General features: G+C 50.2%; 15 protein-coding genes. 8 read left to right on the top strand and 7 right to left on the bottom strand.

Annotation, left to right across the window (positions count from 1 at the left end):
- Positions 1-62: 62 nt before the first annotated feature.
- The gene (locus M2404_RS05640; RefSeq protein WP_259238752.1) at positions 63-2312 is read right to left on the bottom strand and encodes a TonB-dependent receptor; all 2250 of its coding nucleotides are present in this window, start codon (positions 2310-2312) and stop codon (positions 63-65) included.
- A 157-nt stretch (positions 2313-2469) separates the two neighbouring features.
- Between M2404_RS05640 and M2404_RS05635 the strand changes: the two genes are divergently transcribed.
- The 5 genes from M2404_RS05635 (at position 2470) to M2404_RS05615 (ending at position 10751) form a co-directional block, all read left to right on the top strand.
- Positions 2470-3771, top strand: coding sequence for a GntP family permease (locus tag M2404_RS05635; protein ID WP_259238751.1), 1302 nt, complete (start codon positions 2470-2472; stop codon positions 3769-3771).
- A gap of 14 nt (positions 3772-3785) precedes the next feature.
- Positions 3786-4943 (top strand): E22 family MetX-like putative esterase, encoded by a 1158-nt coding sequence (locus M2404_RS05630; RefSeq protein ID WP_259238750.1) that lies wholly within the window; start codon positions 3786-3788, stop codon positions 4941-4943.
- A gap of 214 nt (positions 4944-5157) precedes the next feature.
- A complete protein-coding gene (locus tag M2404_RS05625) occupies positions 5158-7041 on the top strand; it encodes a hypothetical protein (RefSeq protein ID WP_259238749.1) in 1884 nt (627 codons plus the stop codon).
- A gap of 139 nt (positions 7042-7180) precedes the next feature.
- Positions 7181-9310 carry a TonB-dependent receptor gene (locus M2404_RS05620; protein ID WP_259238748.1) on the top strand — a complete coding sequence of 710 codons (2130 nt, stop codon included), beginning with the start codon at positions 7181-7183 and terminating at the stop codon, positions 9308-9310.
- A 28-nt stretch (positions 9311-9338) separates the two neighbouring features.
- A complete protein-coding gene (locus M2404_RS05615; protein ID WP_259238747.1) occupies positions 9339-10751 on the top strand; it encodes a hypothetical protein in 1413 nt (470 codons plus the stop codon).
- A 367-nt stretch (positions 10752-11118) separates the two neighbouring features.
- Here the strand turns inward: M2404_RS05615 and M2404_RS05610 are convergent, their stop codons facing one another.
- Positions 11119-11454 (bottom strand): hypothetical protein, encoded by a 336-nt coding sequence (locus tag M2404_RS05610; RefSeq protein WP_259238745.1) that lies wholly within the window; start codon positions 11452-11454, stop codon positions 11119-11121.
- A gap of 331 nt (positions 11455-11785) precedes the next feature.
- Here M2404_RS05610 and M2404_RS05605 point away from each other — a divergent pair, with 331 nt between their 5' ends.
- Positions 11786-13096: a sensor histidine kinase gene (locus tag M2404_RS05605; RefSeq protein WP_259238744.1), complete on the top strand. Its 1311-nt coding sequence runs from the start codon at positions 11786-11788 to the stop codon at positions 13094-13096.
- Positions 13096-13611: a response regulator transcription factor gene (locus M2404_RS05600; RefSeq protein ID WP_259238743.1), complete on the top strand. Its 516-nt coding sequence runs from the start codon at positions 13096-13098 to the stop codon at positions 13609-13611. The genes M2404_RS05605 and M2404_RS05600 overlap by 1 nt, the downstream gene beginning before the upstream one ends.
- Positions 13612-13616: 5 nt before the next feature.
- Here M2404_RS05600 and M2404_RS05595 read toward each other — a convergent pair whose 3' ends face one another.
- The 4 genes from M2404_RS05595 to M2404_RS05580 form a co-directional block, all read right to left on the bottom strand.
- On the bottom strand, positions 13617-14663 hold the full coding sequence (locus M2404_RS05595) for a hypothetical protein (protein ID WP_259238742.1): 1047 nt from the start codon (positions 14661-14663) through the stop codon (positions 13617-13619).
- A gap of 4 nt (positions 14664-14667) precedes the next feature.
- Positions 14668-15717, bottom strand: coding sequence for a hypothetical protein (locus M2404_RS05590; protein WP_259238741.1), 1050 nt, complete (start codon positions 15715-15717; stop codon positions 14668-14670).
- 371 nt (positions 15718-16088) lie between these two features.
- Complete coding sequence (locus M2404_RS05585) at positions 16089-16853, bottom strand: hypothetical protein (protein WP_259238740.1); 765 nt, start codon at positions 16851-16853, stop codon at positions 16089-16091.
- 22 nt (positions 16854-16875) lie between these two features.
- A complete protein-coding gene (locus tag M2404_RS05580) occupies positions 16876-17130 on the bottom strand; it encodes a hypothetical protein (protein WP_259238739.1) in 255 nt (84 codons plus the stop codon).
- A 168-nt stretch (positions 17131-17298) separates the two neighbouring features.
- Between M2404_RS05580 and M2404_RS05575 the strand changes: the two genes are divergently transcribed.
- Positions 17299-17673 (top strand): helix-turn-helix domain-containing protein, encoded by a 375-nt coding sequence (locus tag M2404_RS05575; RefSeq protein ID WP_259238738.1) that lies wholly within the window; start codon positions 17299-17301, stop codon positions 17671-17673.
- 84 nt (positions 17674-17757) lie between these two features.
- Here the strand turns inward: M2404_RS05575 and M2404_RS05570 are convergent, their stop codons facing one another.
- Positions 17758-20637, bottom strand: coding sequence for an insulinase family protein (locus M2404_RS05570; RefSeq protein ID WP_259238737.1), 2880 nt, complete (start codon positions 20635-20637; stop codon positions 17758-17760).
- Between the last annotated feature and the right edge of the window lie 123 nt (positions 20638-20760).

Genomic DNA, 20760 nt, shown 5'->3' with positions numbered 1-20760 from the left:
CTTGAAATTCATTGGGTATATATCCGTCCTATCTGCGTTTTCAGATAGTTTGGCGATACAATTTAAAAACGGTAACCAACGCTCAGGCTAACAGTACGCGGGTCAATATAAAAACCCAGTACCGAGTTATCCAGTGCAGCACCGGCAAAGTTATAACCGGCAATACGCGCTTGTTTGTCTCCCAGATTTTTACCCTGTAACGACACATCCCAGTGGCCATCGTTTGAATACCAGTTCACACCGGCATTAAATACCGTGTAACCGCCGTAATCCAGCATTGACGGTACTTCAAAGATCTGGGTTTCGCTGCGGTGCGCCATATTGGCTGTAATAACAAACTCACCGATTTCAGTCGCAATACTGTATTTACCAGCCAGGGTTGCGGTGAGTTCCGGCGTATTGGCAAAAGCCCAAACGTTTGATACATCCACCACCTGCTGCTGGTTCGGGTCAAAAAACTCTACTTTATTAAAGCTGGCATCTACATAGCCTACTATCATGCTTAAATCGAAATTACGGCTTACTGCAAACTGCGCTTCAAGTTCTACGCCGTTAATATCGGCACTGGCAGCGTTTAATACCTGTGAGGCTACCGTAACCACACCGGGCGCAGTTTCAACCGAGCGCTGCACAGTAACCTGCATATCATCGTAAGATGACATAAATACCGCCGCATTTAAGCGTAAACGCTGATTAAACCACTCGCTTTTCATACCCAGTTCAAAGGTATCTACGGTTTCTTCCTGATACGGTTCGTCAGCATCTGGGTTGATAGACTGGTTGGCGCGCATATCAAAACCACCGGATTTAAAACCGTTGGTGTAGCTACCGTACAACATCAGATCGCGGCTGTACTGATATTCAGCGCCCACACGCGGCGAGAAATGGCTAAAGCTTTCACTGCCGGTAAATTCGGTTTGGGTAGACAGGTAAACGCCATCATTATCCCGCGGGAATTTATAACCGGCATAAACATAGCGGTACACGCTGGCGTCTTTATCATCTTTGGTATAACGGCCACCAAAGGTTAATGACCATTTATCATCCAGCTGATAAGTACCCTGGGCATAAGCGGCGATACTGTCAGTTTGCACGCAACCGCCATTTTCAGTGGTGCTTAAGCCGTACACTACCTGGCCAAAGGCACCACAGGCTTCGCCGTCGTAATAATACAGGCCGGATGCTACTTTGAGCTTATCGTCGCTATATAACAGCTGCAGCTCTTGCGATACCTGGGTGTCTTCATAAAACGCCGGAATATCCAGTGTTGGAAAGCTGGTAGAGTCAAAGTCGATATTGGTATCGGTTACACCCTCGCGCCGCGCAGTAACCGATTTCAGCGTCCAGTTATCAGACAAATCCAGCGTCATGGTAATAGACTGGCCTTCCGTTTCTACCTTATTGGTTACCGGCATGCTGATATTGGCATCATATACACTGCCAGGCACAGCATCTGTTGGTGCCAGTGCACTGGGGAATAGCCTAAAACCTCCGCGCGGGTTTGAATCATCTACCGTTTTATCTGCGTTTAGCACCATGCGGAAACGGTCAGTCACATTCCACTGCAGGCTTACGCGGCCTGTCATCAATTCTTTGTTGTAGTTGTCATCGCCGGTATTTAAAAACTTACCAAAACCATCACGGTTAAAGGTGGCAAAGGCACCGCTGATAAACACATTGTCGCTCAGGCCAGTCTGGCCGGAAATTTTCAGGTCACGCTGGTTTTTTGTGCCAACGGTGCCGCGCACGGCAAATTCGTTATCGCCGGTCAGTTGCTTGGTCACATATTTTACCGCACCACCAATAGTATTACGGCCATACAGGGTACCCTGCGGGCCGCGCAGTACTTCTATGCGTTCAACGTCGTATACATCCAGCGCTGCACCTTGTGGCCGTGCCATGTATACGTCGTCAATATAAATACCGACGCCGGGTTCAAAACCCCATAATGGATCCTGCTGGCCAATACCACGGATATAAGCAGTAAGGGTGCTGTTGGTACCGCGCGATACCTGCAATGTGGTGTTAGGTGAAAACTGCGCCACAGCAGTAATGTTGTCCATACCGCGCTGTGCCAGTTCTTCTTCACCCAAAGACGTTACCGCAACCGGTACGGTCTGCAGGTTTTCTACTGTGCGCCGGGCAGTAACCTCGATGCGCTCCAGTTTAATTTCAGCATCGGCCTCTGTGGCCGTTTCCTGTGCCAGAGCGCCGGTGGCAAAGCAGCTGCTGATCGCCAGTGCAACTAAGCTGGGTTTAAGTAGGGTGCGGCTAAACTTGTGCTGTGCATCGCTATTATAGTTATTGGCCATCTTGGCTCTCCTGCTGTTTGATTTCACATCATCTTGTAATTATTTATGCAGCTTTACTGTAGGCCTAAACGCAGAATTTTTAACCTGTACCTTAGTACTATGGTGATGCCCGCTGTCCTGTATCAGACTAACTGAAACTGATAATAAGGATAACAAGATGTTGAGTCTTATCGGATTGCTGGCCGGGCTTGGCCTGCTGATAGTACTAACAATGCGCGGCTTTAACCTGTTTATTACCGCCCCCCTGTGCGCATTGCTGGTGGCAATAACCAATGGCATTCCGTTCTGGCAACTGGCCGATAAAGCCGATTTTGTGCACGGATATATGTCTGGTTTCGCCGGTTTTGTTGCCGCCTGGTTTCTGATGTTTTTACTGGGTTCTATCTTCGGCAAGTTAATGGAGCACACCGGCGCTGCTGACGCTGTGGCGCTGGCTATTGTTAAACGGCTGGGCCATACCCGCGCAGTGCTGGCTATAGTACTGGCATGCGCCGTATTAACCTATGGCGGCGTAAGCTTATTTGTGGTGGCGTTTTCAGCCTACCCTATGGCAGTAAGCCTGTTTAAAGGCGCTAACCTGCCACGGCGCTTTATTCCTGCCGCGCTGGCGCTGGGCTCGGTAACCTTTACCATGACATCGGCCGGCTCACCGGAAATACAAAACTGGATCCCCATCCCCTACCTTGGCACCACACCTTACGCCGGCTGGCAGGTAAGTATTATTGTGGCGCTGTTTATGGCTGTAGCTGGCTATTATACCCTGATGTGGATGATTAAATCTGCTGTAGCCAAAGGCGAGCAGTTTACTGCCCGTAGCAGCGATCCGGTATTAAGTGATAAACCCCTGCCGCATTGGCTAACCGGTTTGCTGCCGTTACTGGTGGTGCTGGTAACCTCGTTTTTGCTGCACGACAGCCTGCAACAGGCGGCATTAATTATTGCTCTGGCCGGTGGCGTAATCACATTGTATTTATTGAATTTCCGCTTTTTAGCCAACCCGGCAGCAGCCACCAACGAAGGCGTACTGGGTGCCCTACTGGCTATTGGTAATACTGCCGCAGTCGTCGGTTTTGGGGCAGTAGCCAAGCTCACACCGGCCTTTAGCAGCGTAGTAGATTATATGACTCACCTGCCAGGGCCAGAGCTGCTCGGTGCTGCCGTGGCAGTAAGTGCCATAGCAGGGTTAACCGGCTCGGCTTCCGGCGGCCAGGTTATTGCGCTGCCGGAAATTGCACCGCATTATCTGGATCGCGGCGTAGATGCCGAGCAACTGCACCGCGTGGTGGCTATTTCATCCGGCGCGCTCGATTCTCTGCCGCATAACGGCTATGTGGTTACTACCATCCGTGCTATCTGTGGTGAAAGCCATCAAAATGCCTACTGGCCGGTTGCGGTTGTCAGCGTACTGATGCCGGTGCTGGGCACTATGCTGGCCATAGCGCTGTTTCAGTGGTTTTAACCGGAGGCAACACCATGTTTATCAGGCTTATTTTACTCTGCTGCGTTATGGTATCTGCCAGCGTGCACGCCATGCTGGTGCAAAAGCAGCGTTTTACACTAGACAACTTCAGCACAGAAAACGGCCACACTATTGCGCAAGTCAATATCGGCTGGGAAGCTTATGGCCAGCTTAATGCCGATAAATCTAACGTGATCTTAATTACCCATTTTTTTTCCGGCACCAGCCATGCTGCCGGTAAATACCATACAGACAACAATACCGCCGGTTACTGGGATGCCATTATCGGCCCCGGTAAAGCGATAGACACCAATAAGTTTTACGTGATAAGCAGCGATACGCTGGTAAACGCCAATGTGTTTGACCCAAACGTAATTACCACAGGCCCGGCCACCACCAACCCGGCTACCGGTAAACCCTATGCGTTAAGCTTTCCGGTTGTTACCATCGGTGATTTTGTTGAAGTACAAAAAGCCCTGCTCGACAGCCTGGGCATTGGCAAATTGCATGCGGTTATTGGCCCGTCGATGGGCTCGTTTCAGGCCATTGAATGGGCAGTGCGCTACCCCGACAAAGTCGAGCGCTTAATTCCGGTTATCGGCAGTGCTTATATCGATGCCTACGCCGCAGTAAAACTGGAGCGCTGGGCTTACCCAATCAAAACAGATCCAAACTGGCATAACGGCAACTACTACGACAAAGGCCAGCCCATACAAGGGCTAAGCACCGCGCTGGCGTATATTACCCAGGATGCGCTGCACCCAACCGGCTTTAACCAGCGTTACCCGGCACCGGCGCAGGATAACGCCCCGTTGCAACATATCACAGCTACATTTTCTGTCTGGGATCAACTACTGCAACACGCCAAAGCGCGGGCAGAATATCAGGACGCCAACCATATATTGTACTTAGTGCGCGCATCGCAATTATGGCGCGCCGGTATGGGCGATAACTGGCAGCACGCCCTTAGCCGGGTAACAGCCAAAACCCTGTTTTTGCCAGCCAGCGGCGATTTACTGCTACCACCGGCCTTAAGCCAGCATAGCGCCGCCGCCATGACAGCCGGCGGTAATACACCGCACTATGCCGAAATTCCCGGCATCTGGGGCCATCTTGATGGTGTGGTGGGCATTAGCGCGGTGGCAGAGCAAATTGCTGAATTTTTAAACTAGCTTTCCTGGCGGGTGCTGCGCTTATCGGGCCCCCTTTTTCTTTTTTCACTAACGTCTTATTTCCAAGCCGTAGCACTTAAACCGGCGCTTCGTATAATTAACTCGCACTCAAACGCATTTTGCGCTAAAACTAACCGGCAGAGCATTGCAAAAATTCAGCCGTCAGGCAAGATAGTCTCTTTTTCAACAAACTGATTTATAATAGGAAGTAACCATGGCTTATGATTATGGTAGCGAGTCGTTAGGGATCCGTAACCCGTTTAAAGCCGAAGGCTTGTTGCGGGCAGTACGGGGCTTAGTAGTCAGTTTGCTTGGTATTTACCCGCTGTTGCAAGTAGTAAGCCTGGTGCAGCAAGACAAAGCCCTGGCCTGGTTTTATGCCGCTATTGGCTTTATGTTGCTGGCAGGTGGCTTACGCGCATTGGGTGGCGGTATTTTTCAGATGCTGCGCTTTTTTGTTGGCCGCAGCGTACCAACCTCACTGGCACCGAATTACAGCAAATCTGAGCGTGAGACCGCTAAGCTGGAACAGCCGCATTATAAAAGCGCCGACCTGGAAGAAATGCTGATGGGGCGCAAAAACAAAACCTTCGTCGAGCCGGTGGGGTTTATCTCCCGCCTGGTGCACACACTGGTGCCAAAACTTATTTTTCTGCCCTACCCGCTGCGTAATCTGGCACAACGTTTTTCCGGTGCCTTAATTGCTACCCTTATTGCACTGGTGGCTTATGCGTTAACTGCCTTTGTTTGTTTAACCGGCCTGGCCGGCAACACCGGCGATATTCTGCTGCCATTTTTCTCGTTTGTGTTGGTGGTGTATTTAATTCTCAGTTGGCGCAGTGCCAGCACAGTGTACCGTAAAGCCGAAAAAACCATTGAAACCAAAGGCAACCTGCAACTGGCCAAAATTATGGCCTTTGCCATACTGGCGCCGGTGTTACTGGGCTTATTAATCAGCTACTTGCTGCAACAGCGTGATATTCAGCAGTTTGTTACAGACTTACAGCAGTCTGAGCTGGAAAGCTTTGCCGTAGCACCGCAACTATTACTGGTACTGTTATTTGCTGCCATCAGCGGCACCTTTATCTTTTTACTGTTAAAACAACGTACTGCCCAGGTAAAAGCACAAACCAAGGTGTCGGAATACCGCGCCAACTGGCAGGAAAACATTCATCCGCGTGAGCTGTTTGTTAATATCGACAATATTGTTATGGCCAACCGGCGCTACAAAGAAATACCTAACCGGATCTACCGCGAGCTAAACCCGCAGTTAAATGAGCAATCAGAAAGCAAAGGCGATTTTAGCGGCGAAGTAATTATAGAAACCCAGCCCGCTTATGCCCCAATGGAACACAGTGCGCTGTTTAAGCAGTTACGGCTACTGGCCACCATTACCGGCCAGGTACTGTTGTTAATCGGGCCTTTTATTCTGTTTTATTTATTGTTTGAGGCCGAAACTGTGCTGCAGCTGATCCGGGAATACAGTGCACTGGCCCGCCCGTCTGATGCGGTAACACAAAGCTTTGCCGTTAACCTGTTTAATGAAAGCCAGTTTGTTTTAAGCCTGATTTTCAGCTGGCTTATTTGCCATAGCTTTGGCCGCCTGCTGGAAAACTACAGCCACACCTTTTGGGCCGAACTGAATTTTGATTCTTTACTGGTGTATTTAAAATGCGAAGGCACCTACACTCAAAGCAAGCTGACCACAGGTAAAGGCATTTACGATTCTACCGCATCAGAAAACTATGTTATGCGTGCATCGCTAACGCCGTGGATTATTACCTCACGCATTATGAGCAGCACCTTTGCCGACAGCGGTGCCAAAAATGTAGAGCACCCGCGGCATATTCTGGAAATGCAGGACAACCCGCAGGAACTGCAGGCGATACTGGACGACATTCAGGGCTTCCTGTCTGATCGCGAAACCATCGCCAGCATTAAAAACCAGCAGGATTTATCCAACACTGAGCAAATTTACCAGATTAACCAGCAATCACGCGCCATGCCGGTTAACTCAGATCAGGCCACGCTGGCCAGCCCACAGCAAGACGCCGAAGCCAGCACCAGCTTACCGCCGGAGCAGCCACAAAACCCATAACATCTGCCTCCCCCCTTGCGCCAGACGGCGCAAGGCCTTACTGCAGCAATAGCTTTGCTGCGACAATTTGCCGCATCCCCAGCGCCACACCTTTTTGTTACCTTATCTCATTAAAATCATACAAATAAATGAGTATTGGATGACACCACACAACACCGCACGGGCATTTATAGGCCTGCCACTACTGGTATTACCGCTACAAACATTGGCCCAGCAAGCTGCTGTTGCAGAGCAGGATATTGAAGTTATGGTGGTTACCAGCAGCCGCCAGGCGCAGGCGCTGGTTAACCTGGCTGAAGCCGTATCGGTAATAGACGAAGACACTATTAAAAATGTCAGCCCCGGACACCCGTCTGAGTTGTTAAACCGCGTATCAGGTGTGCATGTTAATGATCTGGGCGGCGAAGGCCATATGACAGCCATTCGCCAGCCTATTTCTACCGGCGGCGTTTACCTGTTTTTAGAAGACGGCCTGCCCACCCGGCCTACCGGCTTTTTTAATCACAACGGCTTGTATGAAATAGATATTCCCAACTCCGGCCGGGTAGAAGTAACCAAAGGCCCCGGCTCAGCGTTATACGGCAGCGATGCCATTGGCGGTATTTTTAATATTTTAACCCCTGAGCCAACAGCCCAGTTCAGCGGCAAAGCCCAGGCCGAACTGGGCAGCGACGGCTGGCAACGTGGCCTGCTAAGCCTTAGCAGCCCGCTGAATGATGCCCACAGCTTTTACTGGCAACTAAACAGCACGCAAAGTGATGGCTTTCGGGAAGAATCTGACTATAAACGCTTGTCCAGCAACCTGCGGCTGGACAGCGAATTGGGTAGCCATACCCGGGTAAAATCGCTACTAAGCTTTGGCAAAGTAGACCAAAGCGGCACCTCAGGGTTATCGTTAACCGATTTTCAGCAAAACCCGGCGCGTAATTACTATCATGGCGACATAGGCGCACGCGATGTGCAGGCACTGCGTTTATCGGCCGAGATCCGCCATCAGTTATCTGATAGCAGCGAGCTGATGCTAACACCGTTCTTCCGCGACAACCGCTCAGACTTAATGCCCAGTTGGATGCTCAGTTACGATCCGGTATTACAGCAAACCCGGTTTAAGTCATACGGCCTGCTGGCACAATACAGCCAGCTTACCAATAACAGCATTAACTGGAGCGCCGGTATTGATATAGATTACACCCCGGCCAGCTTCGCCGAGCAGCAAATTACACTAACGCAAGATGGCCAGGTGTATACCGATTACGCGCTAACCGGCCGCACTAATTATCACTACGATGCTGACCAGACTGTGCTGTCGCCCTATGCCCAGTTGCAGTGGTTTGCGACAGAGCAGCTGATTATCAGCCTGGGCGCGCGATACGACTACTTTAGTGTCGATTACACCGACTTACTGGATGCCGATGTACCACAACAGGTAGGCCGCAGCAGTTGGTTACGGCCGCCATCGCAAAAATTAAGCTACAACCAGCTTAGCCCCAAAGCCGGTATTGTCTGGAAATTTGCTGCTAATCAGCAGTTGTACGCTAACCGCCGCCATGCGTTTCGGGTACCTTCTGTAGGCCAGGTATTTCGCCCCGGCAGCAGCAACGACACCACAGCACTTGAGCCGGTCACTGCCGTTAACCACGAACTGGGCTGGCGCGGCCAGTTTGGCAGCCTTAAGCTGGATACCAGCCTGTATGATTTAACCATTAAAGATGATGTTGTAACTTATATAGACGCCGACAGCCGTAAAGTTACCAACGCCGGTGAAACCAGCCACCAAGGTGTTGAGCTGATGCTGCAATGGGCCCTGACCGACCAGCTGAAGCTGCAAAGCAGCGGCACCCTTACCCGGCAAAAGTATGAAGATTTTCAGTACCTGTTTAGCTGCTTCCCGCCAGTTTGCAACCCGGCAGTAACCGAAACCCGCAACTTTGCCGGTTTTGATGTAGGTAAAGCGCCAAAACAACTGTGGCAAAGCAGCCTGAGCTATCAGCCCCGGGCAGTGTCGGGCCTGTGGCTGGAACTGGAGTGGCAAAAAGTAGGCCGTTACTTTACTGACGAAACCAACACCAATACCTACAACGGCCACGATTTATGGCACCTGCGTGCCCGCTACCCGCTAACAGACAACATTACTCTGGCAGCCCGGCTAATGAATATCACCGACAAAACCTACTCTACTTACACCAGCAACCAGGTCGGTTCCAGTGTTATTGAATACCGCCCCGGCATGCCACGCAGTGTGTTTGTCAGTGCCACGGTGAATTTTTAACGCTTAACTCTGTTTTAAGGCAAAACGCATGAGAATTTCTACACTGATCAGGTGGCACCGTATTTTGCTGTGGTTAGGCGGCATTACGTTAATGATTTTTGCCTTAACCGGCATTTCGCACCCCATTATGAGCTGGACCGGGCCACAGGCCGTTACCATTCGCCCACCGGCCCTGCAGCTGTCAGGCAATACGTTGCAACAGGCCATGCAGCAACTGACCGCCCGGCCACTACCTGCGCAAGCACTGGTAAAGCTGGTGCCTTACCGCGAACACACCGTGCTGCAACTTAGCCGCGACTTAACCTCGCCGCGCCAGTATCTGGCGCTGGATAACAACCCGCCACCAACAGATGAAGCTATGGCTATCTGGCTGGCCGGCCATTACAGCGGCCAGGCTGAGCAGGATGTGCGCAGCGTAACCCTGGTTAGCGCTTTTAATAACGCCTACCCGGCAGTAAACCGCCTGCTGCCGGTATATCAGGTGGATTACCACAACGGCCTAAGTCTTTATATTCATACCGAAAGCCTGAGCATGGCCGGTATAACCAACCCCTACAAAACCAGCGTACAGGCAGTATTTCGCCAGTTTCACAGCTGGCAATGGCTGGACGCCACACCCGGGTTGAAAGTGGTGGTTATGGCCATACTGCTTGGCAGCGCGCTGTTACTTAGCCTTAGCGGTGCCTGGTTGCTGCTTAAACTACCCTTTAGTGCCAAACGCCGTGGCCTGCGCCGCTGGCATTATACGTTATCCTGGCTGTTGTTTATGCCGGTTACGCTGTATCTGCTTAGCGGTATTTACCACTTTAGCTATAAACAAGTCGCCGCTGAAACAGCCGGTTTAACCCTGCCGCCCATGCAGCAACTGCCGGTTACGCTTGATACAGCCCAAAGCATTGATGCCAGCGCTATGTATAACAGCGCCAGTTTGGTGCTGGCTAACGACGCCAACTGGTACTGGCGTTTGTCAGAGTTTAACCCGCAGCAGCAGGCCGAGCGCACCAGCCGTTTTAACGGCCAGCAAAGTGAAAAAGGCGCGCAGTTTATCGGCCTTAGCACCGATGCCCCAACACTGGATGACAAACGCTACGCCCAACTGCTGGCACAGCAATTTACCGGTTTAAATGCGACAGAGCTAACCAAGCAAAGCCTGGTTACCCGCTTTGGCCCCGACTACGATTTTCGCAATAAGCGCCTGCCGGTATGGCAATTTGATTATGCCGGGGGCCGGGTATTTATCGACGCCGTAAGCGGCCAGTTAATTGAGCAGCAAAGCCGCGCCAGCCAGTGGGAGCGGTACAGTTTTTCTTTTGTACATAAATGGGGAATTTTACAGCCCCTACTCGGCCGCGAAGGCCGCGATATGCTGGTAGTAGGTTTTATGGTATTGCTGCTCACAATGGCAGTAATGGGCTTTGCCATGCGGCTTAGACGGCGCTAAAACAGGATATGTTGGCAGCCGTGTGGCTGATAAGGCCGCTAATGCGGCCAGAAGAGCGGTTTGACCTATTGATGGCCCTTATGAGTTTCTTAATTCAGAATGGAATAGTGTCTTTTTCTACAAGGTCTTCAATCTTGCTTACCTAATCTATGGCTGCTTTCTTCAGATCAGTTATAGTTTTTTCTGAAACGGGTAACCTATTACCATCTGTAGTTTCCCATTTCTATGCACTAAGTCGTGGCGTTGCAAAATCTTAGGAAGCGCCACCCTATAGTGAAAGCAACATCTATCCAGAAGTTAAAATTTGAAGTCAATGTCTACGTCCTATTACAGGATATAGCGTCCCACAAGAGGTTTTGTTAAATTTCTACTCTGATAAATACACATATCGCATTTTTTCGTGATATTTAAAGCACTCGCCTTTACCACCAATAGTAACTTGACGCCCAGACATCATAGCAGCAAGCAACATAGAATAAACTTCTTTCATATTTGGTAAATCAGGCTCTAAGATAAAATATTGCCCTTGAGGCAAACCACAAGCTGATTCGAAGCTATTGGTTGGCTCTACAAAGATTACATTATTAGAGCTGTCGTTCACCCATAAACTTTTTATGGTTGTTCCACGAACCTCAGTTGCTGACACACTTAACGAAAGTGTAGCCAAGCAGACAATTATATAGATATGATAGATTCTTAACACTTTCCTACTCCTATAAATTTAACAGTATATTCAAAGATAAAAACACGCGAGTTGCGAATTGAAGATCCCGCAATTTGCAAAATTTTACCCAGTCTAGGCTGCTAATTGAATGTAAATCAAGAATTTTTATGATGTAGGAATTTTGCTGCAACAAACTACCGCCTTTAAACGAATATACCGCTGCGACAATTTGCCACAGCGACGTAAACCGCTGGCGGGGTTACACTAAAAGCTCAGACATGACATTATCGCTGCAATGGTTTAGTCTTTTCTGACATTTTGCAAACGGCTGCCTGGCAGCCGTCTTTTTATCTGAAGCCGATGTAAAGCTATGGCCCAAAAACTGATTATCTCAACCGAATTATCACCGCGCCACCAGCTGCAGCAATATGCTAATTTTCGCTGGGGGCTTATTGGCTTTGAAGCAACCGCCGCTGTGGCCGGTTGGTTGTTTGACTACCCTGTCAGCTCCTGGCCGCTTATTTGGCTGTTACTACTTACACACATTTCTACCAATGTTATTCCCCGGCTGTTTGCCGGTGCACAAAGCCACCTAGCACGTATTTATGCCATTAGCTGCTGCCTTGACGTATTGCTACTGGGCTGTTTGCTGCTGTTAAGCGGCGGCGTAAGTAACGGCCTGGTGGCGTTGTTATTGCTGCCGGTGGCGGTTGCCGCGGTAATGCTGCCAGGCCGGGTTTGTTATATTATCGCCATGCTGGCTATTATGGCCTACAGCCTGCTGTTGCTGATTGGCGATTTAACCATTCCCGATTTAGACCAACTGCTGCAACAGGCAGAACACGCCCAGCACAGCCATATGCATAGCAGCGATGCTGGTAGTGCTTTTAGCCAGCATATGCTGCAAATGTGGTGGGCTTTTGCGTTGTCGGCCATTCTGATCAGCTGGTTTATTAATGCCCAGGCCAATTTAATCCGGCTTAAGTCACGTAAAATCAGTGATCTACAACAACAGCAGGTGCGCCATGAACAAATGCTGGCGCTGGCTACCTTTGCCGCCAATGCCGCCCACGATTTAGCCAGCCCGATTCAAACGATGAATTTGCTCTGCGAAGAAATTGCCGATAACAGCAGCAGCCCGGCGTTAACCGATTTACGCCTGCAATTAAACCGCTGCCAGCAAATTGTGCAGCAACTACGACAGGACGCCGGCAGTTTACGCCGCGACGACGCACCACAACCACTGCTTGTGCTAACAGAGCAACATATAGACCGCTGGCTAAACAGCCGGCCCGACATTGGTTTAGCTATTGATAAAAGCATTACCGCTGCTGACTTTAGCCTGGCCGACAGCCAGGGTTTTGGTGCAGCACTGATTAATATTCTCGATAACGCTGCCGATGCCAGTGTTGCTAATGGCTGCGCTGAGCTAAAGGTAGCCATTAGCCTGCAAGGCAGCGGCTTTAGCATTAGTATTTATGATTTTGGTGAAGGTTTATCTGCCAACCGCCTGGCCGAGCTGGGTAAATTGCCGCAACAAAGTGAGCAGGGCCTGGGTATTGGCCAGTTTCTGGCTAATGTGTCTATTGAACGCCTGGGTGGCACGGTACGTCGGCGCAACCTGGATAACGGCACGCTAACGCGGATTGATATTCCGCGGCCAAAAGCTGAGCACAACTAATGCACCTGGTTATTGTAGATGATGACAGCGTATTGCTTGGTACCCTGGCCCGGCGCTTTGGCCAGCGCGGTTTTAGTGTTACCACTTACGCCGATGCCATTACCGCAGAGCAGTTAATTGCCCAACAAGCACAGGCCTATTTGCTGGATTTACGCTTTGCCAGCCAGTCGGGTTTAAGCTTTATTGCCCCGCTGAGGGCCGCTTTACCGCAATGCCGCATTATTTTGCTAACCGGTTACGCCAGCATTGCCAATGCGGTGCAGGCAGTAAAATTAGGGGCCGACGACTACCTGACCAAGCCGGTCGATTTTTTACAACTGGAACAAGCTATTACCGGCAACATGCAAAACAGCCCAGCCGCTGACACGGCCGCACTGTTATCGCCCGAGCAATTGGAATGGGAGCATATTCACCGCGTGCTGGCCGAGCAGGATGGCAATATCAGCCGCACCGCAGAATTGCTGGGCATGCACCGGCGCACCCTGCAGCGTAAGCTAAACAAACACCGGCCTTAAATGCGTTATTGCTGCCCGGCCATTTGCTGTAAAAACTGCAGGCGTTGCAGCTCTTCGGCATCGGGTTGCCAGGGGGCGTCACTTAGCTGGCTTAACGCAAAATAATCCAGCTTATATTCTGCTTTTTCACTGTCGCCATATTGGGTTAGCTCGCCGGGTACTGCCGGGCGCTTTTCCAGCACAAAGGTGCTTAAAATATAAGGCCCGCTTTGCTGTTGCAGCACCGCTTTAAAAGCTCGCAATGTTATTTCACCCTGCCCTTCACTTAGCTTTGCGTTGCCGGTTAACAGAGCTAACGGCTGGCGTTGTTCGGTAAATAAATTGGCGCGTAAGCGGTAATAGCCAGCTTGATGTACCGTTATGTTTACCGGGATCAGCATATCACTGCCTACGCCACGGCTATCGCCCACGCCGGTAATAGTGGCTACCGGGTTGCTGTATTCAATACCGGTTTTCAGCACTTGCTGCTGGCCGTTGGCGCTAAAGCTGATACTGATTTCAAAAGCGCCGTTCCAGTCGGCCCCTGCATTAAACGTGGCTGACCAGTTAACCGGTGTACCGCGCATTTCTTCAGTGGCCACTACCGTTGCCGTAGCCTCCGAGCTTAGTGCCACACTGACATCTGATACCTGAATACCGCTTACCTGCAGTGTTACCGGTATGGCCTCGGGGTAGCTAAAACGGAATTTTGGCAGCACTATCGTTGCACTGGCCCCGCCCTCAAGTGGCACGGTTTGCGGTATATAGCGGTTTGGCGCCAGCAGGTGTTCATCATCCAGGCTTAACGGCCGTGAATACGGCGGCAACTCAAGCTCTGCAGCATAAGCGCTGGCCAGTAATTTAAAGCTTTCGCTTACCGGCTGGGGTATTTTTTCTGTTACGTTAATTTGCTGTGGCTTTGCTGCCGGTGTATTAGCTGGCTTAACAGCAGTTGCTGTTGGCAGCGTTTTAATTTGCTGTGATGTGGTTGGCGCCACCGTTGCTGGTTGCGGCCAGAAAAACCATATGCCTGTCAGCAATACTGGCAGGCACAATAATAACCATTTTTTCATTAGGCTAGTTCGCTGCCTGGTACACCAATGCCGACATGCTGGTGTTATTCGAGTTACGCACTATGCGATAACGCGAGCTAAACACCCACCAGCCGCGGTTTTCGTCAACAGTGTTAAATTGCAACCGCTCGCCATTTAAATAATTCACGCTATTGCTGGCCGCAGTTATTTCGTCAGCCGCGCGGTTGGCTATAACATCGCTGTGGCTGTAGCCTTCGCTCATTAACATCGGGTAATGGTACGGCATAAAACTGGCTGGCCCGCTAACCGATGTCAGCTTGCCATCAAAGGCCACCGTGCGTGAACAACTGTTAAAGCTGCCTGCGCTGGCCGCACCGCAACTGGAATGGCTGGCCACTACGCCGTCATCCTCGCCTGGCAAAAATGCACCGGTGGCGCCTAAAAAGTCAGATCCGGCGCCAACAAAACGTAGGCGCGGCACCCGGCTGTCGGGGAAGGCTGCTAACTGGCGTGCGGTGTTTACCCGTAAGTCGTTTAATACACCAATGTTAGATGGTGACGGTATCTGCCCCAGCCATAAGGAAATCGCCAGCCGCAGGGCGCCATCAATCAGGCCGGAGCCACCGGCCACATTTACTGCTAAATCGGCAAGCTCTACCCCGCCGCCAGCACCGGCAAAGTCAAACGTCGCGACAATATTCAGCGGCTGTAAACCCGCGTTTTGCAGCCACAGCGCCTGGTTATCAATAATGTAGCGGGTAATCAAATCGCCGGTAGAATGCGACACAAAAATACAGCCGCTGGTACAGGTACCACTACGTGACAATTGCTGCAGTTTAGGCCAGACATAATCACTGGCAATTTTACCTGCCACGCGTTCTTGCGACGGCCAGTCAATACGTGCATCGGCGCGATCACGCCAGTACCCGGCCCAGTACTCTGCACCATTAGTGCTTACCTGGTTGCCGGTAGGCCGGCTGGCTAAATTATCCGGCTGAAAACCGTGTACCAATACCACCGGATAACCGCCTACAGCAGCTTGCGCAGCGCCGCTAAACAGGCCCGCCAGTAAAAGCAGGGTAGATTTTTTCATTTGGGTTGTCCTCGTCTTTGCTCTGCTGAAACAGGGTTCTTGCTAAGATTATTGTTATTGTTGTGCAGCCCTTTCCGTCAGGCTAATTAAGAGTCCACCAACAAGATAGACCAGTTCACTTTGAATGCAATATGCTGATTTTGCTACTAGCAGGCGGCCAGACTGGCTAAACCGGTAACGGTGTTTGAATTTTCTTAAACAGAGAAAAATGTGAACGGCGGCACAGCAGTCTTAAACCAGCAGTGTGCTTTTTAAGCAGATAACAAGCAGCTAAAACACTGTTTAAAGTGATTGCTCAAACTATTTTTGTTTTTTATGCCTCGCCGGATAACGTAGTGGCTTACGAACCCACTAAAGCCACAATTGCCGGGTTAATCTGCAGTATGCAACTTTACGCTTTGCATAATGCTATGCTCTGCCGCACGGGCGTTAGCATGCCAGTAATGAAAATAAGCCGGTAAATTTGCTTTATACGCAAAACGGATTTTTAAATAAAACTGCTCTGACAACGGGTAACAGTAGTAGTGATACTGCCGGGTAAAGGCCCGGCTGGCGTGTGTGTAATACAGCCATTGCTGGCAGCCAAAATGCTTAATGTTATAACACTGCGGTAGTTGCTCTTTATGCCTTAGCGCAACGTATTGCTGTGTTTGCCCGGCAAGTAATTTATTGCTGCGCCTGTAAGTATTGTAATGCTGTAAAGCAGGTTGCAGTTGCGTGGCACTATCAAAAATATAACTGCTGTTTATATCGTGGTTTTGCCCGCTAAGGTATTCGCCCAACTGCTCAATATTATGCCGGGCAATGCTTTTACCCGCTACAACCTGCTTTAGCCAGATCGATAGCATTAACTGCCCCAGCGGCTCGCCGTGGGTTCTTAAAAAATGCCCGCTGTACCAATACTGTTGCTGGTTTATACAAACAAAACGATGCCACTGCCGCTGATCGGCATTAAGGGCAAACCAGCCGGGGGTTTGGTAAGGAAACAACACCGGAAACTCCATCGGGCTGGCACTGGGAATGCTAAACGCTAACAGATCTTTATCCAGCAGCACTTTATAGTTAAAGCACCTATAGGCATCTGGCCCGCCATGAAAACTGCGGCCGGTAATGCGTTTTAAAAAGTTCTTTACCATACCAGCGCCGGCATTGTGCAATTTACGCTTTTATATCGTGAGTTTGTGCGGCATTACTGCAGGTGAAATTACGCTGCTTACACCAGGCTACAGCCAACTCGTCCATCAATTCGGCGTTAATGGCTAAAGTGAGCCAGATCCCAGTTTTATCCTGCTCCAGAATACATTCAGCCGGGTTTCGTAAGTCAATGTAAGCACAGGGAATATTGTCACCGTGCACGGTTTTCTCACTAAATACGATATGCGCCACCGGCTTTGCGTTAACATTGCTGCTCATGACAGAAGTCCTTCCCGTTTGCTATTGGGCGCTCAGAGCGAATATGCCGTCAATAACACTCTTTGCTTTTACGTTTTCTTCACATTATTGCGCATCACGCAAATTTAGCAAGTTAATTTTGCAGCCATCGCTTTGTGCATCTATGCCAATGCACCGAGAATCGCTGAGATGAAAATTGGCAACATACTGAGACATAGAAGAAAAATGCTAGGGAAAACCCTGGAGGATGTCGCCTATGCCGCAGAAACTGATGCCGGAAATTTGTCACGTATTGAGCGCGACGAGCAGCGCCCGTCACTGGATTTACTGGAAGCTATCGCCCACGCTTTAGATACGCAGGTGTCGGCGCTGTATCAAAGCGCTGAAGAGCACAGCCGCACTGAGGTTATGGAACAAAGCAACCATTATAGCCCGTCGGCCACTGCGGTAGACGCGCAACTGGCTTTGTTGCTTAAACATTACCATAGCCTGACTGACGAAGGCCGTTCGTTGGCCGTTAACCTTATCAGCACACTGAAGAAAACACATAGCGCCGGCAAGTAAGCAACCTTGGTTCAGGCGCTATAGCCCACAGAGTACAAACGAAAAAACGCAGCCGAAGCTGCGTTTTTCTGTTTACTGTACAACTTACTGCTTTTTCATCTGCTGATGAAAGGCAGCCACGTCAGTTACCCTGGTTTGGCCAGGTAGATCGGCAAATGGCTGGTCGCGGAATTTAGTGCCGCGCATTTGCACTGAAACCCGTGCTGCGTTGTCATTTAGCATGGTTTCGCGGTAAAACGCTTTTACCTGCTCCAGTGTTACCTGTTCTACGGCATCAACTAACTGCTGTTTGCTGTCGAAGCTAAACTTCTCGCGGTACCAGTCGGTAATTAGCGGCCCAACTTCTTCCTGCAGGTTTTTCGCCGGCTCTTTTAGCGTGATCAGTGTGCTGGCTTTAAGCTGGGCGAATGCCTCTTCAGTTAACTTGTCCAGCTCGGCGGCATATTGCTGCTTAAAACTGTCAAAGCGGGCCTGCATATCAGCTACACCTTTTACCGGCGTTTGAATATACATGGCAAAACCGGTGTAATTTTCTATTTGCGTGGCAGTGCCACCCACAGCATAGGCCAGTTGCTCTTCGGTGCGCAGTTTGTCAAAAGCCACATTGCTAAAATGGCTGTTAAGCACCGTAGCCCTTGCCAGTTGGGTATAGGAGGGATCCGGGTGTATATGCACATCTACCAGGCCAACATCGGCAACGTCGATATCTTTTTGCAGTACCAGTTTTTCACCGGCGGCCGGTTGCCAGTAAGCTGTGCGGCTGTATGGCTGCTCGTTACGCTGCGCCGGCAGGGCCTGCTGCACAGTAGCAACCACCTGCGCTATGGCGGCTTTGTCATAGTTACCAAAGGCAAATACCCGCAGCTGGTTATTTGCCAGCGTATCGGCGATAAAACTTTGCAGCTGTGCACTGGTTAAACTGTTGGCCGCAGCAATTAATTGCTCTGGCTCATAGTTACCATTGCGCACCAGGGTGTTATAGCCATTAAATGCCTGATAAAACGGAAATTGCTTGCCCTGGTTTTGCAAACCACGGATATAGCGATCTTTGGCCTGGGCAAAGCTTTGCTCGTCAGTGTTAACCACTAAACCGGCCAGTGCTTGCTGTAATAACTCGGGCTGTTTGTCAGTAAAACCGGCTACCGTCAGTGCCATGCCGCTACCGGCGGTTAACCGCAGCTGCATACCGGCAATATCGGCTTCTGTTGACAGCACACTTTGCTGCAGGCTGAAAATGTCGCGCCACAGTGCCAGGGCTACTCTGGCTTTAATATCCTGCTGCGGTGCCGGTGTATTGATAAAAATTTCCAGCACGCCACGCGGCTGGCTGGCAAACTGCTGGCTGGGGTACAACCAGGCGGTAATACCGTTTTGCTGCAGCACTATTTCCGGTTTGGCTTGCTGTACCGGCGCTACCAGCTCAAAGTTTTCCGGTAACAGCCGGTTTACTGCCGGTAAGTTCAGTGCCAGCTGCGGGCTTTGTTGCCAGCTTTGCTGCTCTTCGCTGCTGATATTGGTAATTTTATATTTACCGTCGTAAAAATGCAGGCTGCTGTCGTGCGGCTCTTGCTTGCTGATATACCATACGCGCAGGCGCTCTGGCGTTAACTGCGCCAGTACATCTTTAATGGCTTTGGCATCAAAACGCTGGTAATAAAACGGCGCATTTACCGCGTTACGGGCCGGTACTTTTTGCATAGCGTCGGCCAGGTTAGACACATAACCAAATTCGTCGCCTTTTTCCAGAAAACGGAACTGGTTGTTCAGGCTGGTTTGAATTTCGCTGAAATATTTGCTGTCTACGCCCTGCTGCTTCACCAGCTCAATGTACTGCATAATAGTGGCTACTATACCTTCACGGTTTTGCATACCGGCGTCGGTCAGTTCTACATCTATGCTCAGTGAGCCGTAATTGCCGTATAAGTCGGGCGTGGCGCTGGCATTCAGCTTAGAAATCAGCCCCATGGCTTTGAGTTGCTCAGCCGGTGTGCCGGGCATTTCTGAACCCAGCAGGTAGCTGATAAACTCGTTGGGTTTAACGGCAAACTGCTCGCTGTTATTGCTGATGGTAAAATCCAGCCGTAACTGCTTTACGTCCTGATTTGGCACATAGTGAATACGCTTGCCGCCTAACTGGCTAAAATCCAGCTCTGCGGTTACGGCCGGTTTTTCAATGTTCTTATTCACAATACTGCTAAAGTGCTTGCTGGCCAGTTGCTCCATTTCGCTTAGCGGTAAATTGCTCAGCAGAGCTACTTTCATAATATTGGCCGAGTAATACCGGTTATAAAACGCTACGGTTTCAGGCTGCAGTTTACTGCCGTCTTTATCGCCCAGGGTTTCCAGGTTACCAATTAAAAACCGGTTTGCCGGGTGGTTGCCCATCATACCGCGTGACAAATTGTACTGGCCGAAGTAGTCCATTTCGCGGCGCATCGACCACTCTGCATTAACAGCGTTTTTCTCTTTATCGGCGTATTCGGGGTATAGTTTGGGGGCTTTAAAAAAATCTGAGAAACGATCCAGCGCTTCATCGTAAGCGTTATTATTTACCTTAAACATGTAATTGGTAATATCAAGCCAGGTGTAAGCGTTTTGCGCGCCGCCGTTGGCGGTCATAAATTCGCTGTAACCTTTGGTATCAGGGTAACGCTCGGTGCCTAAAAACAGCATATGCTCTAAATAATGCGCCATACCCTGCTGGCTCATGGGATCTTGCAGCAACCCCACACCTACACTTAACGCCGCCGCCGATTTTTCTGCTGTTGGGTCTGACACCAGCAGCACCTCCAGTTTATTTGGCAGTACCAGGGTTTTATAAGCACGGCTGTCATTCGGGCTTACTACTACCTGGCCCTGTACCTGCTGCTGTGCAGCACGCGTATCGGCAGATAAACTACGCTCACCGGCACAACCGGTTAATACAGCCAGCGCTACTGCACTGATAACAAATATTTTTTTCATTGAACCACCACGACTAGGCAACTTGTTACTTTTTGTGAGGGTCAATGTAATGAAAACAACTAGCCACTACCAGCACTAACCACCTTTGGATTGTAATAAATTGTGTCGGCACGCTTGTTGGAT

This window comes from Rheinheimera pacifica (assembly GCF_024809855.1).
GTDB classification, from domain to species: Bacteria; Pseudomonadota; Gammaproteobacteria; order Enterobacterales; family Alteromonadaceae; genus Alishewanella; species Alishewanella pacifica_A.
The sequence above is the reverse complement of the archived record's forward strand: the minus strand, read 5'-3'. Positions and strand labels throughout refer to the sequence as shown.

Excerpts from the sequence above, each read along its gene's own strand:
- M2404_RS05635 (WP_259238751.1), top strand. The coding sequence starts at position 2,470 with ATGTTGAGTCTTATCGGATTGCTGGCCGGGCTTGGCCTGCTGATAGTA.
- M2404_RS05630 (WP_259238750.1), top strand. The coding sequence starts at position 3,786 with ATGTTTATCAGGCTTATTTTACTCTGCTGCGTTATGGTATCTGCCAGC.
- M2404_RS05580 (WP_259238739.1), bottom strand. The coding sequence starts at position 17,130 with ATGAGCAGCAATGTTAACGCAAAGCCGGTGGCGCATATCGTATTTAGT.
- M2404_RS05575 (WP_259238738.1), top strand. The coding sequence starts at position 17,299 with ATGAAAATTGGCAACATACTGAGACATAGAAGAAAAATGCTAGGGAAA.
- M2404_RS05615 (WP_259238747.1), top strand. The coding sequence starts at position 9,339 with ATGAGAATTTCTACACTGATCAGGTGGCACCGTATTTTGCTGTGGTTA.
- M2404_RS05605 (WP_259238744.1), top strand. The coding sequence starts at position 11,786 with ATGGCCCAAAAACTGATTATCTCAACCGAATTATCACCGCGCCACCAG.
- M2404_RS05590 (WP_259238741.1), bottom strand. The coding sequence starts at position 15,717 with ATGAAAAAATCTACCCTGCTTTTACTGGCGGGCCTGTTTAGCGGCGCT.
- M2404_RS05640 (WP_259238752.1), bottom strand. The coding sequence starts at position 2,312 with ATGGCCAATAACTATAATAGCGATGCACAGCACAAGTTTAGCCGCACC.
- M2404_RS05585 (WP_259238740.1), bottom strand. The coding sequence starts at position 16,853 with ATGGTAAAGAACTTTTTAAAACGCATTACCGGCCGCAGTTTTCATGGC.
- M2404_RS05625 (WP_259238749.1), top strand. The coding sequence starts at position 5,158 with ATGGCTTATGATTATGGTAGCGAGTCGTTAGGGATCCGTAACCCGTTT.
- M2404_RS05600 (WP_259238743.1), top strand. The coding sequence starts at position 13,096 with ATGCACCTGGTTATTGTAGATGATGACAGCGTATTGCTTGGTACCCTG.
- M2404_RS05620 (WP_259238748.1), top strand. The coding sequence starts at position 7,181 with ATGACACCACACAACACCGCACGGGCATTTATAGGCCTGCCACTACTG.
- M2404_RS05570 (WP_259238737.1), bottom strand. The coding sequence starts at position 20,637 with ATGAAAAAAATATTTGTTATCAGTGCAGTAGCGCTGGCTGTATTAACC.
- M2404_RS05595 (WP_259238742.1), bottom strand. The coding sequence starts at position 14,663 with ATGAAAAAATGGTTATTATTGTGCCTGCCAGTATTGCTGACAGGCATA.